At 69.2% G+C, this 16,537-nt stretch carries 13 protein-coding genes; 7 read left to right on the plus strand and 6 right to left on the minus strand.

Annotated features, from left to right (window positions below):
- The first annotated feature begins 29 nt into the window (after positions 1–29).
- On the plus strand, positions 30–1,391 hold the full coding sequence (locus VGI12_08345; GenBank protein HEY2432671.1) for an MBL fold metallo-hydrolase: 1,362 nt from the start codon (positions 30–32) through the stop codon (positions 1,389–1,391).
- Between the two features lie 34 nt (positions 1,392–1,425).
- Here the strand turns inward: VGI12_08345 and VGI12_08350 are convergent, their stop codons facing one another.
- Genes VGI12_08350 through VGI12_08360 form a run of 3 tightly spaced genes read right to left on the minus strand, consistent with a single transcriptional unit; the run spans position 1,426 to position 4,489 of the window.
- Positions 1,426–2,121, minus strand: coding sequence for a lipid-binding SYLF domain-containing protein (locus VGI12_08350; GenBank protein ID HEY2432672.1), 696 nt, complete (start codon positions 2,119–2,121; stop codon positions 1,426–1,428).
- 10 nt (positions 2,122–2,131) lie between these two features.
- Positions 2,132–3,064: a ketopantoate reductase family protein gene (locus VGI12_08355; GenBank protein HEY2432673.1), complete on the minus strand. Its 933-nt coding sequence runs from the start codon at positions 3,062–3,064 to the stop codon at positions 2,132–2,134.
- Positions 3,065–3,067: 3 nt separating this feature from the next.
- Positions 3,068–4,489 carry an amino acid permease gene (locus VGI12_08360; protein ID HEY2432674.1) on the minus strand — a complete coding sequence of 474 codons (1,422 nt, stop codon included), beginning with the start codon at positions 4,487–4,489 and terminating at the stop codon, positions 3,068–3,070.
- A 72-nt stretch (positions 4,490–4,561) separates the two neighbouring features.
- Between VGI12_08360 and VGI12_08365 the strand changes: the two genes are divergently transcribed.
- Positions 4,562–6,232 carry an amidohydrolase gene (locus VGI12_08365; GenBank protein HEY2432675.1) on the plus strand — a complete coding sequence of 557 codons (1,671 nt, stop codon included), beginning with the start codon at positions 4,562–4,564 and terminating at the stop codon, positions 6,230–6,232.
- A gap of 26 nt (positions 6,233–6,258) precedes the next feature.
- Positions 6,259–7,179, plus strand: coding sequence for a DUF1080 domain-containing protein (locus VGI12_08370; GenBank protein HEY2432676.1), 921 nt, complete (start codon positions 6,259–6,261; stop codon positions 7,177–7,179).
- 55 nt (positions 7,180–7,234) lie between these two features.
- On the opposite strand, the gene VGI12_08375 is transcribed toward VGI12_08370, so the two are convergent.
- The gene (locus VGI12_08375) at positions 7,235–8,533 is read right to left on the minus strand and encodes an amidohydrolase family protein (protein ID HEY2432677.1); all 1,299 of its coding nucleotides are present in this window, start codon (positions 8,531–8,533) and stop codon (positions 7,235–7,237) included.
- Positions 8,534–8,553: 20 nt separating this feature from the next.
- Between VGI12_08375 and VGI12_08380 the strand changes: the two genes are divergently transcribed.
- Together VGI12_08380 and VGI12_08385 are read left to right on the plus strand one after the other, a co-directional pair.
- A complete protein-coding gene (locus VGI12_08380) occupies positions 8,554–9,312 on the plus strand; it encodes a hypothetical protein (protein ID HEY2432678.1) in 759 nt (252 codons plus the stop codon).
- A gap of 13 nt (positions 9,313–9,325) precedes the next feature.
- A complete protein-coding gene (locus VGI12_08385; GenBank protein HEY2432679.1) occupies positions 9,326–10,441 on the plus strand; it encodes an aromatic ring-hydroxylating dioxygenase subunit alpha in 1,116 nt (371 codons plus the stop codon).
- Here VGI12_08385 and VGI12_08390 read toward each other — a convergent pair.
- Positions 10,429–11,964 carry a hypothetical protein gene (locus VGI12_08390; protein HEY2432680.1) on the minus strand — a complete coding sequence of 512 codons (1,536 nt, stop codon included), beginning with the start codon at positions 11,962–11,964 and terminating at the stop codon, positions 10,429–10,431. The genes VGI12_08385 and VGI12_08390 overlap by 13 nt on opposite strands.
- Positions 11,961–13,160: an aminomethyltransferase family protein gene (locus tag VGI12_08395; GenBank protein ID HEY2432681.1), complete on the minus strand. Its 1,200-nt coding sequence runs from the start codon at positions 13,158–13,160 to the stop codon at positions 11,961–11,963. The genes VGI12_08390 and VGI12_08395 overlap by 4 nt, the downstream gene beginning before the upstream one ends.
- Before the next feature lie 197 nt (positions 13,161–13,357).
- On the opposite strand from VGI12_08395, the gene VGI12_08400 reads away from it, so the two are divergent.
- Complete coding sequence (locus VGI12_08400) at positions 13,358–14,953, plus strand: NAD(P)/FAD-dependent oxidoreductase (GenBank protein ID HEY2432682.1); 1,596 nt, start codon at positions 13,358–13,360, stop codon at positions 14,951–14,953.
- Between the two features lie 2 nt (positions 14,954–14,955).
- Positions 14,956–16,521 carry an NAD(P)/FAD-dependent oxidoreductase gene (locus VGI12_08405; GenBank protein HEY2432683.1) on the plus strand — a complete coding sequence of 522 codons (1,566 nt, stop codon included), beginning with the start codon at positions 14,956–14,958 and terminating at the stop codon, positions 16,519–16,521.
- Positions 16,522–16,537 lie beyond the last annotated feature (16 nt).

Genomic DNA, 16,537 nt, shown 5'->3' on the forward strand with positions numbered 1-16,537 from the left:
CCGTGGCACCCATAGAAAAAGTGTAGCGTATGTTCTCCCGCTTCTATGACGATGGCCTTGCCCAGGCCTCCTTTGTCGTCGGGTGCCACCGCACGAAGCGCGCGGTAGTCGTCGATCCGAGGCGCGACGCGGCGATTTACGTCGAAGCCGCGCGGCAGGCCGGCGCGACGATCGTCGCGGTCATCGAAACGCACGTCCACGCCGACTTCGTCTCGGGCGCGCGCGAGCTGGCCTCGATCGGCCTGCCGGTCATCACCGGACCGGGTGCAGCTCTCGCCTACGAACACCACGAGGTTCGCGACCACGAGACACTGCAGGTGGGCGACCTCGGGTTGACGTTCCTCCACACGCCCGGGCACACCTTCGAACACATCGCGATCCTTGCGGAGGCGCCCGGCGAGGCGGCGCGCCTCTTCACCGGAGACCTGCTGTTCGTCGGCGGGGTCGGCCGTCCCGACCTGCTGGGCGAACGTGAGACGCGGGCACTGGCCGGGATGCTCCACCAGTCGCTGCGCCGCGTCGCCGCGCTGGATCCGTCGACGGAGGTACATCCCGGGCATGGCGCCGGTTCGCTCTGCGGCGCCGGCATCGGCCTGGATCCCTCCTCCACCATCGGCCGTGAATGGAGCCAGAACCCGCTCCTGCGCGACACGCCGGACCAGGCGTTCGTCGAGGCGGTGCTCGCCGACCTGCCAGACACGCCGCCGTACTTCGCGCGGATGAAGCGCCTGAATCTCGCGCCTGACGTGCTCGGACTGGCCAGCGGGACGCCGGCGCTTCCGTCGATCCGCCCGGCAGCCGCGGCGGCACTCGCCGCCGACGGCGCGATCGTCATCGACCTGCGGCCCGCAGCCGAGTTCGCAGCCGGGCATCCCGATGGCGCGATCAATCTTGCCTACGGCGCCAAAGTCGGTTACTGGGCGGGATGGGTCTTGCCGCCTGATGCCCCGCTCATCCTCTTCGGTGGGAGCGCCGGTCAGGCAGCCGACGCGGCGATGCAGCTGCGGCGGATCGGCCTCGACCGCATCGAAGGGATGGTGGACGGCGGTTTCAGTGCGTGGCAGGCCGCGTCCCTGCCGGTCGCGTCGATCCAGCAGGTGGACGCGGAGGCGCTCCGCGCGCGAGACGATCTCTACGTGGTCGACGTGCGCAGCGCGCACGAATGGCGCGCCGACCACGCGCCCGGCGCGGTCAATATCCCGGTCGGCGACCTTCCGGCGCGGGTGGGCGAGCTGCCACCCGGCCGGACGATTGCGACCATTTGCGAAGGCGGATACCGATCGAGTCTCGCGTCCAGCCTGCTCGCGCAGGAAGGCATCGCCGTGGTGAACGTCGCGGGCGGTATGGCGGCGTACCGCGGCAGCCCACAGAGCGTCGCGGACCGCCACTGACGCCGCCGAGCGCCCACGGACGAATCCGCGGCGATCAGTGCTTGTCGGCTGCTTTCGCGGCGTTCCGCGGGGAACGCGTGTCGAGGACGTCGACCATCCCTTTCGCCGCCGACGGCACGGCAACGGTGCCGTGGACGATATCCTTCGCCGCAATCTTGCTGCCGTAGACGAGGGCGTTGCCGTCGTTGTCGGGGCGCAGCGTCGATCCTTCGAGCGAGATGCCGGCGAACAGCCCGCGGGCGCGCGAGTAGGACAGCATCTCGGCGCGCATCACGACGTCGGTTGCGGCGGCGGCGGTCCGTCCTTTCGGGCCCGCGGCGGCCGAGGCGTCGGCGCCAAGCTTCACCTTGCTGCTCAGTACGGACGTGGCGCCGCGCTTGTTCATCACCAGGATCACGAAATCGGTTTCCTGGCCGCCAAGCTGGAGACCGATGCTGCCGCCTTCGAGGGCCATCAGCGTCGGCGCGCTCCACGGCCCGTCGAAATCGGCGCCGGTTCGGCACGTCATCGCGCCGCGGCCGTAGCTGCCGCCGACGCCGATCGCGAGTTTCTTGACCCCGGGAAACACCACCACGCATTCCGACTTGTCCAGCAGATCCTTCGGGATGTTGTCGGGGATGTTCAGAATCTCCTTCACCACGGTCGCGCAGGCGCGCAGCCGATCCTCTTCCTTGCCCTGCGCCGCGAGCGTCGTCGAGAGCGCCAGGACCATCACGACCAGTCTCTTCATATTGCTGAGTCTACCCCGGCCGGCCGTCCGCATGCGGCTTCAGGACGGCATAGAGCGTCGCCATGATCGGCACCGCGACACCGGCCTCCGCCGCGCGGCGCACCACGCTGCCCTGGAGCGCGTCGACCTCGATCCGCTTGCCGGCCTGGAGATCGATGAGCAGCGACGAGCGCATCGATCCCGGGATGCCTTCGACGTAGGGGATGATGCGATCCACGACGTCGGCGGCCACCGGCACACCGCTGGCGCGCGCCACGGCTTCGATCTCGCGGCACGCCGCGAGGAACTGTGCGCGCGTGAACGGATCACCCCACACCGGGCCGATGGGCAGCCGCGCCGCGCCGGTGAACCCGGCGAGCGCGGCGAGGAAGACGAACTTCTCCCAGATCGGCACGCGGCCATCCTCGACCGGGTACGACTGGATATCGGCGCCGGCGAACGCCGCGTGAATGGCGCGCACCCGCGAGGTCAGCTCCGGCAGCCGGCCGAATATTTCGCCAAACACGATCCGCCGGTGATCGCCGGTCTGGACGATCGTGCCCGGCGCCTCGAGCGCGGTCGCGATGTAGGTGCTGCCGCCGAGCGTCCGGGAGGGTCCGGCGGCGCGCGCCACTTCATCGCCGCTGTCGACGCCGTTCTGCAGGGTGAGGACTGCCGTGTCGTCGCCGAGCAGCGGTCCGAGCCGCGGCAGCGCCGACGCGTTGTCGTAGCTCTTGACGGCGAACAGGACGAGGTCGACAGGACCGATCGCGGTCGTATCCTCCTCGGCGCGCGCCCGCACCGTCAAGTCGCCGAGCGCCGGACTGCGGATCTCGAGCCCGCGCGAGCGAATCGCTTCGAGGTGGGCGCCGCGGGCGATGAAGATGACGTCGTGACCGGCGCGCGAGAGGCGCGCGCCGTAGTACCCGCCAACCGCGCCCGATCCGAGTACGGCGATTCTCATACATCACCCGAGGCGAGTTGCCTCACGGCTTCCCTCGCCCCGCTTCGACATCAGGTAGAACGGCACGCCGATGGCCAGGAGCGCCAGTCCGGCCAGCGATTCCTTCGGGCGCTCGACGAGGGTGTTGATCACGACCGCGCCACCGGCGGCGATGAAGATGATCGGCACGACCGGATAGCCCCAGACGCGGTACGGACGCGGCAGATCCGGCCGCCGTCGTCTGAGCCTGAAGACGGCGAACGCGCCGATCACGTGCAGTAGGTTCGACGCGAAGATCACGTAGGTGAAGAGCTGCTCGTAGCTCCCAGACAAGGCCAGCAGCGCCGCCCATGACGCCAGCGCGACGATCGCGACGTGCGGCGTGCGATAGACGGGGTGCACGCGCGCCGCCGCCGGCAGGAACACCCCGTCGCGGGCCATCGCGAAGAGCAGGCGGGCGCCCGCCAGGATCGCCGCGACGTTGCAGCCGAACGTCGACACGATGACGGTCAGCGCTACGAAGGTGGCGCCCCGCGAGCCGACCATCGCGGTCGAGGCCCGTTCGGCGACCCGGCTGGCGCCGCGCAGCTGATCGAGCGGCAGCGCGTAGAGATATGCGATGTTCACCGCCAGGTAGATGACCGTCAGCAGCGAAATCCCGTAGAACAGCGCGCGCGGTAGATCGCGCTGCGGATTCTTCATCTCGCCCGCGATCCAGGTGACGCAGTACCATGCGTCGTTCGCCCACAGCACCGCGATCATGGCCACCCCAAATGCCGCGACGGGATGGGCGATCGCCGGCACGACAGGCGTCCACGCGGGAGAGGCCTTCGCGGCGGCAAGCGCCATGATCGGCAGCGACGCGAGGCCGGCCACTTTCGCGATCGTGATCACGACGTTGACGCGGTTGCCGCTGCGGACGCCGACGTAGTTGATCCACGCCTGCGCGGTAATGCACAGGACGGCGACGACCTGCGCCGCCGAGAGCGTCCACGTACCGATCGGGGTTGGCGCGCTCAGCAGCACGCGCGAGGCCGACAGTCCCGGCCAGAAGTAACTGAGGTAGTCGGCGAAGCCGACCGACACGGCAGCAATGCCGCCGCTGAAGAAGATGAGGAGGGCCGCCCATCCGTAGAGGTAGGCGAGCAGCGGACCGAACGCCTCGCGCAGGTAGACGTAGACGCCGCCCGAGTTGGGGAACATCGCCCCGAGCTCCGCGTACGTCAGGCCGCCGGTCAACGCCACCACGCCGCCGGCCAGCCACGCCAGCAGCAGCAGGGACGGCGATGGCAGCGTCTCGGCCATCACCCCGGTCGTCAGGAAAATGCCCGAACCGATGACGCTGCCCAGCACGAACAACACCGCCGAGCCCAGCCCCAGCGCACGGATGAGCCCTTCATCGGTCGGCGGCCCGACCGAACCAGCCGTTTTCTCTGCAATCCCCACAGGCGCCGGCACTTTAGCACGCGCTGCCGCCGACCCCTGCGCAGGATGGTAGAATCCGCCCTCAGGCCCGTCATGGCAACGCGTCTTGCTACTCTCCTCGTCGTTGCCATCGTCGGAGCCACGCTCATCGCCGGGCTGATCGTCGGTGCCCAGCGCGACGACAACAGCGGCCCGGTCGACCTCATCATCCACAACGCGAAGGTCTACGTCGCCGACGATCTGGGCACGACCGCCGACGCGGTGGCCATCCGCGGCAACAAAATCCTGCGAGTAGGCGGCGAGCGTGAGGTGATGCGTTCGCGGACGCCGCAGACGACCATCGTCGACGCGCACGGCGCCGCGGTGTTGCCCGGATTCGACGATGCCCACGTCTCGCTCATCGCCGGCGGCCTGGCCCGGGATGGCGTCCAGCTGCACGGCGCCCAGACGCTCGACGAGATACAGTCGCGCATCGCCGAGTGGGCCACGGCGCGCCCCTACGCGATGTGGCTCACCGGCGGCGGCTGGTCCTACGACGCCTTCGACGACGCCCCGACGCGCGGGCAGCTCGACTCGGCTGTCGCTGATCGGCCGGCGCGGCTGCTCTCGGCCGACGGCCAGGCGCTCTGGGTCAATACGAAAGCGCTGCAGGCGGCGCGGATTACGAAGAAGACGCCGAACCCGACCGGCGGCGTCATCGTCCGCGATCGGCGCGGCGAGGCGACCGGCCTGTTGAAGGGCGCCGCCATGGCGCTGGTCGATCGCGTGATGCCGCGGCCGACGCGGGAGGAACGCGCCAAGGCGCTGCAGCTGGCGATCGCCGACGCCGGCGCGCACGGCATCACCAGCGTGCAGGATTTCGGCGCCGCATCCGGCGACCTCGACCTCTACGACGCGGCGCGCGAGGCGGGCACCCTGTCGATCCGCGTCTACGCCGCGGTCCAGGCCAGCCGTACGGCGCTCGAGGATCTCGACGCGATCGCGCGGCGCTATCCCGACGACCCGCTGCTCAAGACGGGGCTGGCGGCGCTTGCGCTGGACGGCTCCGTGGAGTCGCAAAGCGCGGCGATGCTGGCGCCGTACATGCCGAAGGGGGCCGGCGACGGGACGACCGAGCTGGCGGCGCCCGAGCTGGCGAAACTCGTCGCGGCGCTCGACGCGCGAGGCTGGCAGATCGCGATCGACGCCAGCGGCGATCGCGCGGTACGGGCCGCGCTCGATGCCTACGGCGCCGTCGCCAAGAACGCCAGCGGCGCGCACCCGGCGCGCCATCGCATCGAGGATCTGTCGGTGATCGATCCGGAAGACATCCCGCGCTTCGGCGCGCTCGGCGTCGTCGCCTCGCTACAGCCGCTGCACGCCACGCTCGGCGGCCTGACGAACTGGGCGCAGAACCTCGGCCCGGAGCGCGCGCCGTTTGGCTGGCCGGCGCGCAGCCTCAGCGCCGCCGGCGCCCACCTGGCGTTCGGCAGCGACTGGCCGGTGCTGCCGCTCGATCCGCTCGAGGCGATCCGCGCCGCGGTGCGGCGGCCCAACATCCACGCCAGCGAAGCGCTCACGCTGAAATCCGCCATCAACGCCTGGACGTCGGGCGCGGCGTGGGCGTCGTTCGACGATCACCGCAAGGGCACGCTCAAGCCCGGCATGCTCGCCGACCTGGTGATCCTGTCGACGGACCTGTTCGCCGGATCCGATCAGCTCTCGGCTGCGGACGTCGAGATCACCGTCTTCGACGGCCGCGTCGTCTACCGGCGGCCGTCGTAGTGGGCAGCGGGCAGTAAGATGGGCGCATGTCGATGCGCATGTGTGTCCTGCTGACGACACTCGCGTCCTTAGCGGCGCTCCAGGCAGCCCCGCCGCCGATCATCGGCCGCTGGGATCTCACGTTTCAACGGGCCAATGGCGCGACCAGCAGCGGCTGGCTCGAGGTGCGTCATTCGGGCACCAAAGCGCTGGTCGGATCGTTCGTCGGTCTCTCCGGCAGCGCCCGACCGGTATCCGAAGTGAAGGTCACCGGCGCGGAGCTGCGTTTCACGATTCCGCCGCAGTGGGAGCGCGCCGACGGCGACGTCGCCGTGACGGCGCGGCTCGAAAACGATCGACTCGCCGGTTCGATGGCGATCGGCAGCGTAGCTCCGGTGACGTTCACCGGCGTGCGCGCGCCAGCGCTCCGCCGCGCCTCGCTGCCGCAGTGGGAAAAGCCGGAGCCGATCTTCAACGGCCGCGATCTGAGCGGCTGGCACGCCGCCGGCACGAGCGAGTGGGAAGCGGACCAGGGCATCCTGCGCAACCGCAAGTCCGGCGGCAACCTCATCACCGACGCGACCTTCACTGATTTCAGGCTGCACGCCGAGTTCCGCTATCCGAAAGACGGCAACAGCGGCGTCTATCTGCGGGGCCGCTACGAGGTCCAGGTGGCCGACACCGGCGACGAACGCGCGGTCGACAGTCTCGGCGCGATCTACGGCTTCCTCGAACCGTCGGAGTCGGCCGCGAAGGCGGCGGGCGAATGGCAGACGTTCGACGTGACGCTCGTCGGACGGATGGTGACGGTCGTACTGAACGGCACGACCATCATCGCGAACCGTGAAATCCCAGGCCCGACCGGCGCGGCGCTCGACAGCGACGAAGGCGCGCCGGGGCCGCTGCTCCTGCAGGGCGATCATACGGCGATCGAATACCGCAACATCACCGTGGCGCGGGCGCGGTGAGCTGACCCTGCTGACCGCGGCGTCGCCGCGCGAGGGTCACCCCTCTGGGCGACCCTCACTTCGACGCAGGCGTCACGTACACCGTGCCGCCCTTCATCACGAACGTGACCCGATGCAGCGCTGAGATGTCCTTCGTCGGGTCGCCGTCGACGGCGATGAGATCCGCGAGCAGGCCTTCCTTCACCGTGCCGATGCGGTTCTCCCAGTGCAGGACGCGCGCGGCAACCGAGGTCGCGCTTTTCAGCGCCGCCACCGGCGCCATGCCGTAGTCGACCATCATCTCGATCTCGCGCGCGTTGTCGCCGTGCGTGTAGACGCCGACGTCGCTGCCGCTGACGATCGTGACGCCGGCGTCGAGAGCCGCCTTGAAACTGGCGCGCTTGCGCTGGATGCCTGCCGGCTCCGGCTGCTCACCCTTCTTCCACCCCGCGTATTGCGCGGTCGCGTCACCCGCCGCCAGGGTCGGACACAGCGCGACGTTGTGCTCCTTCATCAAGCGAAAGATCTCGGGCGTGCCGGCGTCGCCGTGCTCGATCGTTTCCACCCCGCCGAGCACCGCCCGCCGCATCCCTTCCGCCGTCGACGAGTGCGCGACGACCGGACGGTTGCTGCTGCGCGCCGTGTCGACGATCGTCTTGATCTCGTCGATCGAGAAGGTCGGCGCCGCCTCGCCGCGCGCGCCCCAGCGGTAGTCGGCGTAAATCTTGATCCAGTCGGCGCCGTGGCCGATCTGATCCCTGACGACGCGGATGAGATCGCTGCCGTCGGCTTCCTCCGCTCCCTGCGGCACGCGCCACTCGAGCGAGAACCCCTTCGGGCCGTAGCTGCCGGTCGCGACGATCGCCCGCGTCACGACAATCATGCGCGGGCCGGGGATGATGCCCTGCTCGACCGCCTGCTTCAGCTCGACGTCGGCATAGCCGGCCCCCTCCGTGCCGAGATCGCGGATCGTCGTGAAGCCGGCCGTCAGCGTGGCGCGCAGATGGTTGGTGGCGCGTGCGATGCGCACGCCCAGGCTTTCATGCAGCACCTGGTCATTCCACGTCGTCTCGTTGTAGGGATGCAGGAGCACATGCGAGTGCGCCTCGACCAGACCCGGCATCAGCGTCGCGCCCGCCAGATCGACGACGGTCGCGCCGGAGGCGTCGATCGAGGCCGCCGGTCCCGCCGATTCGATCCGCTCGCCGCGGACGCGGACCGCCCATCCCTCGTGCATCGACTCGCCGTCGAAGACACGGGCCGGACGCAGGACTCGCGTCGAATCCGCCGCCGTCTGCGGCGGCCTCGCCTGCGCCGACACGACGATCGGCAGCACGACGCTGGAGAGCAGGAGCACTCGTTGTATGGCGCGCATGCGGGCCATAATAGCCCGCGATGGAGGGGATGCTGCAGCCGCCATCCGCCTCGGCATTCGATGCGGCCGCGTCGATCGTCTCGCTCCTCGTGTACCTCGGCGTAGCGGTGGCCGCCGTCTGGAAGACGCCGGCTGACACGCGCGCACGCGCGTTTCTCGCCGTCGCGGTGGCAAGCGGCATCCCCTATGCCCTGGCGCCGCTGCAGTGGTGGAAGGGCCCCGGCCTCTACACGCCCGGCGTGATCGCGCTCGCCGCAACGGCGTTCGCGGTCGGCGGTCTCGCGCTCTTTCACTTCACGCAGGTCTTTCCGGCACAACGGCCGTGGATCGCGGCGCACGGCCGCTGGATCACCGCGGCCTATGCCGCGCTGCCGCTGCCGGTCGCGGCGCTCTCGTGGGGCGTCGGCGCGGTCCTGATGCCGATGGCCGCATCGGCCGGAGGCGACACGGGAGCGGTCTCGCTTGCGACGGGACTGCTGCTCATCGGGCTGACCATTCCCCTTATCCTCCTCGTCGGCGTGCTGCTGCCGTGCGCCGGCGTGCTGTCGCTCGTCAAGAGCTGGCAGGAGGCGAAGGCCAATGGGCGCGAACGGGAGCGCTCGGCTACCTTCTGGATGCTCGTCAGCCAGCTCGGGGGCGGGGTTCTGGCCGTGCTGGTGCTGCCGATGCTGCACCTGATCGGCATCGGTCCGCCCTGGTCGATGCTGATCGCGGTGCTGACGTATGCGTTCGCGCTGCTGCTGCCGGCGTCGTTTTTTCGCTACGCCGCCGCCCGCTGAGTATCATGAACCCGTGATCATCAAGCCGCGCGACGTGATGCCGGCCACCGCATTCACGCTGCCGGCGCGCTACTACACGAACCCGGCGTTCTTCCAGCGCGAGCTCGACGAGCTGTTCGGCAGGATGTGGTTCTGCGCGGGCCGCTCACAGGATGCCGCCGCCCCAGGGCAGTACTTCGTCCGCGAGATGAACGGCCGCAACATCGTCATCACGCGCAACGCGCACGGCGGCATCAAAGCGTTCCACAACATCTGTCGCCATCGCGGCACGCGGCTCTGCGCCGAGCGAGAGGGGCAGCTTCCCGGCAGCATCCAGTGTCCCTATCACGCCTGGACCTACGACCTCGACGGACGCCTGATTGGCGCGCCGCATATGGACGACGTGCCGCACTTTCACCGTTCCGACTATCCGCTGCTCGGCGTGCATGCAGCCGAGTGGGATGGACACATCTTTCTGAATCTCGCCGGCGACGCGGAGCCGCTGGCCGCACAGCTTGGCCCGCTCGTCGACAGGTTCCGGAGCTGGCGGATGCCGGATCTCCGTCGCGGCCACCGGATCGTCTACGACCTGAAGGCGAACTGGAAGCTGATCATCCAGAACTACAACGAGTGCCTGCACTGCCCGAACCTGCACCCGGCGCTCAACCGGCTGTCGCACTATCTGAGCGGCGAGAACGAGCCGCTGCACGCCACCTACATGGGCGGCCTCATGGATCTGCAGCCAGGCGTCGAAACGCTCTCGATGGACGGCAGCTGCCGGCGCGCCATCCTGCCTGGCCTGTCACCCGAGGACGCGCGCCGCGTCTACTACTACTGCCTCTTCCCGAATCTGATGCTCAGCCTGCACCCCGACTACATGCTGACCCATACCCTCTGGCCGATCGCCCCGGATCGCACCGTCAATGTCTGCGAGTGGCACTTTCAGCCGGAGGAGCTGGCGCGGCCGGACTTCGATGCCTCGGACTGCATCGAATTCTGGGACATGACGAATAAGCAGGACTGGCAGGTCTGTGAGCTGTCGCAGGCGGGCATCTCATCGCCGGCCTACGTACCCGGCCCGTACTCCAATCGCGAAGATCTGCTCTACGCCTTCGACAGGTGGATCGTCGACCTTCATCAGGGCAACTGAGCCGACAACGCCAGCGACCGCCGCAGCGAGAACGCGGCGGTGAAGAGCACCATCAGCCACGGCAGGGTGACCGCCCACGGCAGCCACGCCGGAATCGAGTCGCCGCCGGGCAGCGTGCGCCGCGCCTGGACGAGATGCAGCGCGAACAGGTCCGGACCGTTGCCGGCGGCCCGCGTGTCGGCCAGCCAGTGGCCGCTGGTCAGCGCGAACTTGAACGGCACATAGTCGATGCGATACCGCAGGTTGGCCTCGCCGGGGCCAGGCTCGATCCGCTCGTAGTAAGGGCTCACCGCGCGGCCGCCGATCTGCACGGGGGACTGGTCCTCGAAGAACGACACCGTCACGGCCAGCGCCGCGATAGCGAACCCGGCGATCGCGCAGGCGCTCACGGCACGGCGCGCCACGCCGATGCCCGGCACGGCCAGCGGCAATAGCAGCAGCGGCACCAGCGGTACGAGGTGGCGCGGCCCGTGCGCGTATCCCCCTTCGGGAAGAAAGAGCGCAGCATAGAAGACGAGCGCCGTAGCGATGGCGAACGCCACGCCGACGGCGAGCCCGCGCCTGAGGCGCCAGCAGGATCGGAGGGCCACCACCGAGAGGAGCGCCGCGGGCGCCCAGACGAAGATCGACTTGCCAGGCGTCAGCAACTGCACGAAGAGGCCGCGCGGCGCCTGTTCCAGCACGAACGGACGCGCCGGCGGATACGGAATCATCCCCGCCAGGTTGTAGCCGAAGTCGAGCAACCGTCCGAATCGGTAGAGATTCCAGCCGACGTGCACCAGTCCCGCCGCGCCGATCGCCACGACAACGAGCGCGATCGTCCGCCAGCGGCGGCGCCGTTCCAGATCCGGTTCGCAGAGGACCGCCACCGCAAACGCCGGCGCCACGACGATCGCGGTCGGCTTGACGACGATGGCGAGCGCGATGAGCAGGGCCGCGACCGCGATCCTGCGGCGCTCGATCAGCAGCGCCGCCGTCCACGCGAACGCCGCCGCCAGCCACGCCTCGCAGTACAGCGTCTTGCCGTACGGCCACAGGATCGTGCACGCCCCGAGGACGATCGACAGCCGCACCGCGTCCGGCGGCGCGGCGCCAAGCGCAAGCGCAGCGCGGCAGAACCCGGCAACGGCGAGCGCCGCGGCGAATGCCATCGCCAGCGACGTGATTCCGCCGACGACGAATTCCCAGGCGATGCCGCCCGGCAGCGGCGCGCGCGGGATGCCCGCGGCCGCCGCCACCAGCCGCCCGGCGAGGTGAAACGGCAGGATCAGGAACGCGGCGCCTGGACCGTAGGGCGCGTACGGGCGGCCGTCGCGCCCGAACTCGCCAAAAAAGATGGGCGCCCCTTGTTCCTGGATCGCGAGCGTCTGCGGCACGCTGATGTCGCCCGCGTCGGCGAGGTGTTCGGCCTGAAAGTACACTTCGAACTCGTCCGGCACGCGAAAGGCGTTGCCCGACGCGGTCAGCGCATACAGGGCGAAGAAGCCCCAGAACAGCCGGACCGCGGGCCGCGGGACGATCATGCCGGCGGCGTCGCCGTCTTGCGCGCCGGGTTGAAGAACGGGGTGCTGACCACCTTGGCGCGGACCCGATGCCGCACCGCTTCGACGGTCATCTCGAACTGCAGCTCGGTGCCCTCCGCGTGGTGGGGCGTGTCGATCGTCGCGAGCGCGATCATCCGCTTCAGCACGGGCGACCAGGTCGTCGAGGTGGCCTTGCCGACCTGGCGGCCGTGGCGATACACCGGGACGGCGGCGCGCGACGCGGTGGCGGCGACGGTCGGCGCGAGGCCGACGGCGTCGTAGAGCTTCTCGACCTCGTTCCAGTCGATCTCGATCCCGACGACCTTGCGGGCGGCGCCACGCGCGCGCTCATCGGCCAGCGCGCGCTGGCCGATGAACCGCCCCTTCCCTGACGCAACCAGGCGATCCATACCGAGCTCGAACGGCGAATACGACTGCGCCGCAATCATCGCCTTGCGGCTGCCGAAGAAATCCACCTCGATCAGCAGCAAGCCGGCCTCGATGCGGGCGACGTCGAGCGCCAGCATGCCGGCCGGCTTGACGTCGAACGGGCGGCCGCCTTCGATCAGCGCGTCCCATACCGCGACGGCGCGATCGGCCGGCATCCAGATCTCGTACCCGAGGTCGCCGGTGTAGCCGGTGCGCGAGATGTCGACGTCGATGCCGGCGATCGTCCCGCGGGTGACGCGGAAGTACTTCAGATGGTCGATGTCGGCGCGCGCGACGGCGCGGAGCAGGCGCGCCGCGGTCGGCCCCTGCAACGCGACCGCCGCCGTTTCCTCCGAGACGTCGTCGATCTCCACCTTCATGCCCGCGGCGTTCTGGCGGAACCAGCGCAGGCTCGGGTCGGCAGCGGTCCAGCGGAAGGCCTGCTCCCCCAGCCGCGACACCGTGCCGTCGTCGATCACTTTGCCGCGCTCGTCGCACCAGGGCGTGTAGAACACCTGCCCGACCTGCATCTTCGACACATCGCGCGTGATCAGCCGATCGACGAGCCTCGCGGCGTCGGGACCGTGGACGATGTACTTGAAGAGCGGCGACACGTCGATCAGCGCCGCGGCGTTGCGGATGGCGTTGTACTCGTGTTCGTGGTGGCTCTCGTAGGCGCTGACGGCGTAATAGCCCGACCACTCGCGATAGTTCAGGCTCTCGCAGAGCGGCAGCGTGCGCGCGTGAAACGGCGTGCCGATCGGCATGGCGGGCATTCTAACTGGAAGGCGTCCCCCGCGCGACGCCCGGCTTGATCGCATAGAATGGCCGCGGCATGCCCGCCGCACGCCTCCGCGCTCTCATCCTGCGCAACCAGACGCTCGCCGCCGGTCTGTCGCGCTGACGCGGCCGGCTTCGCGCGGCCGGCTCTCTCACATCGGACATCGCATATCGGCTTTCAGCTATGCACTACGACGTCATCATCATTGGCGGCGGACACAACGGACTGGTCAGCGCCGCGTATCTGGCGCGGGCGGGACGCAAGGTGCTCGTGCTCGAGCGACGCCACGTGCTGGGAGGCGCCGCCGTTACCGAGGAAGTGTTTCCCGGCTTCAAGTACTCGGTCTGCTCCTACGTCGTCTCGCTGCTGCGCCCCGAGATCATTCGCGACCTCGACCTGCCGCGGCACGGCCTCGAAATCCTGCCGCTCGACGGCACGTTCACGCCGATGCCGAACGGCGACTATCTCTGGCGGGTCAACGACCACGCCCGGACCCGTCGGGAGATCGCGCGCCACTCACGGCTCGACGCCGAGGCCTACGACGACTACGGCAAGGCCATGATCGAGATGGGGCGGTTCGTGAAGCCCATCCTGAACATGACGCCGCCCGATCCGACGTCGCTCGATCCCAAGGGGCTGATGAACCTGCTGTTCCTCGGCCGGCGCTTCCGCTCGCTGTCCACCGAGGACAAGTACAACCAGATCCAGTTGATGACGATGAGCGCCGTCGATTTCCTCGACCAGTGGTTCGAGACCGACGTGCTCAAGGCGACCATGTCGGCGTCGGGGATCATCGGCACCTTTCTCGGAGTGCGCTCGCCGGGCACCGCTTACGTCCTGCTGCATCACTACATGGGGGAGATCGACGGCGCCTTCCGTTCCTGGGGGCTGTCGCGGGGCGGCACCGGCGCGATCTCGGACGCGATCGCGGACGCGGCGCGGGAGGCGGGAGCCGAGATCCGGACCGAGACGCCGGTCGCCCGGATCATCATCAAGAACGGCGTGGCGAACGGCGTGGCGCTCGCCAACGGCGACTACTTCACGGCGGGCGTCATCGCCTCGAGCCTCGATCCGCGGCAGACGTTCTCGCGGCTGGTCGGCGAGGAGCACCTGCCGTCCGACTTCGTCGAGGACGTGCGGCGCTACAAGTTCCGGGGCTCGTCCGGCAAACTGAATCTCGCGCTCGATGGACTGCCCGATTTCACGTCCCTGCCGGGCGCCGGCCCGCATCTGCGCGGCGCGATCTCGATTTCGCCCAGCGTCGACTACATGGAGCGCGCCTACGACGAGGCGAAATACGGCCGGTTCTCGCGCCGCCCGTACATCGACATGGTGATCCCGAGCCTCACCGACCCGTCGGTGGCGCCGCCGGGCAGGCACGTGATGTCGTGCTTCGTGCAGTACGCGCCCTACCACCTGAAGGAAGAGGGCGGCTGGGACGCCCACAAGGAAGCATTCGCCGACACCGTCATCGACACCATCGCGCAGTACGCACCAAATATCCGGAACCTGATCCTGCACCGCCAGGTCGTGACGCCGCTCGACCTCGAGCGCGAGTGGGGACTCTCGGAAGGCAACATCTTCCAGGGAGAACTGACGCTCGAGCAGCTGTTTTTTCTTCGCCCCGCGCCGGGATGGGCGCAGTACAAGACACCGATCCGCAACCTCTACATGTGCGGGTCGGCAACCCACCCCGGCGGCGGAATCATGGGGGCACCCGGTCGAAATGCCGCGCTGCGGATTCTAAAGGAGACGACGGGTAGAAGGCAGAAGGTGTGACCATGCGCGACACAGTCATCATCGGCGGCGGGCACAACGCCCTCGTCACGGCCTTCTACCTGGCGAAGGCGGGCAGGGCGCCGCTGGTCCTCGAACGCCGCGCCACCGTCGGCGGGTGCGCCACCACCGAGGAATTCGCGCCAGGGTATCGCGCCACGACGCTCGCGCACACGCTCGGCCCCATCCGGCCAGCCATCGTCCGCGACATGCACCTCGAGAGGCGGGGTGTCCAGTTCGTCCATCCCGATCCGCGGCTGGTCGCGCTTGGCGGGGACGGACGGGCTCTCGTCTTTTCCAGCGATCCGGCGCGCACCGCCGACGCGATCCGACCGTTCTCCGCGAGCGACGCGACCAGATACCCGGAGTTCTGCGCGACGCTGACACGTCTCGCCGGATTCCTCGGTGGCCTCCTGGAGATGACGCCGCCGTCGCTCGACGCGCCGGAGATGGCAGACCTCTTCGAACTGCTCCGAACCGGGCGGCGCTTCCGCACGCTCGCGAAGCGGGATGCGTTCGCGCTGCTGCGATGGGGACCGATGGCGGCCGCGGACCTCGTCGCCGAATGGTTCGAAACCGACCTGCTGCGGGCGGCGATCGCCTCGCGCGGCATTCACGGAACCGCCATGGGTCCCTGGTCGGCGGGGAGCGGCGCCGTCCTGCTGCTCGCCGCCGCCACTGATCCGTTGCCCGGCGGCAGCAGCATCACGGCGGTCGGCGGACCAGGGGCGGTCACCCGCGCCATGGCCGACGCGGCGCGTGACGCGGGCGCCGAGATCCGCACGGGCGCAGCGGTCGAGCGGATCCTGATCCACGACGGCGCGGTCACCGGCGTCGCGCTGGCCGATGGGACCGAAATCGCCGCGACTACGGTCGTCTCGGGCGTCGATCCCCGGCAGACCTTCCTGGGGCTCGTCGATCCGATTGAGCTGGAGCCCGGCTTCCTGACACGGATCCGCAACTACCGCTCGACCGGCACGGTCGCGAAGGTCAACCTGGCGCTACGCCAGCTCCCCCGCTTCCGCGGCGTGAGCGGCGACCCGGTCGCGGCGCTCGGCGGGCGGGTCGTTGTCGCGCCCGACATCGATTATCTGGAGCGTGCGTTCGACGCATCGAAATACGGCGAGGTCTCCGCGGCTCCCTATCTGGACATCACGTTTCCCTCGGTTGTCGATCCCTCGCTGGCGCCCGAGGGACGGCACGTGATGTCGGTGCACTTGCAGTACGCGCCCTACGCGCTGAAGGTGGGATGGGCGGGGCATGCCCAGACGCTGGGCGACCTGGTGCTGGCCACGCTCGAACCTCATGCACCCGGCATTTCGGGCCTGACCGAGCATCGCCAGGTCATCACACCGCTGGAGCTCGAGCAGACCTTCGGGCTGACCGGCGGACACATCTACCATGGCGAACTCGCGCTCGACCAGCTCTTCACCATGCGTCCCACGCTGGGCTGGGCGGACTATTCCGCCCCGATTTCCGGCCTGTTTTTGTGCGGATCGGGCACGCATCCGGGCAACGGCCTGACCGGTGCCAGCGGCGCCAATGCCGCCCGGCGGATCCTGAAAGCGTAAGTACGCAGTTTTTTTA

The sequence above is a fragment of the Vicinamibacterales bacterium genome (assembly GCA_036496585.1).
In the GTDB taxonomy this organism is placed as follows: Bacteria; Acidobacteriota; Vicinamibacteria; order Vicinamibacterales; family 2-12-FULL-66-21; genus JAICSD01.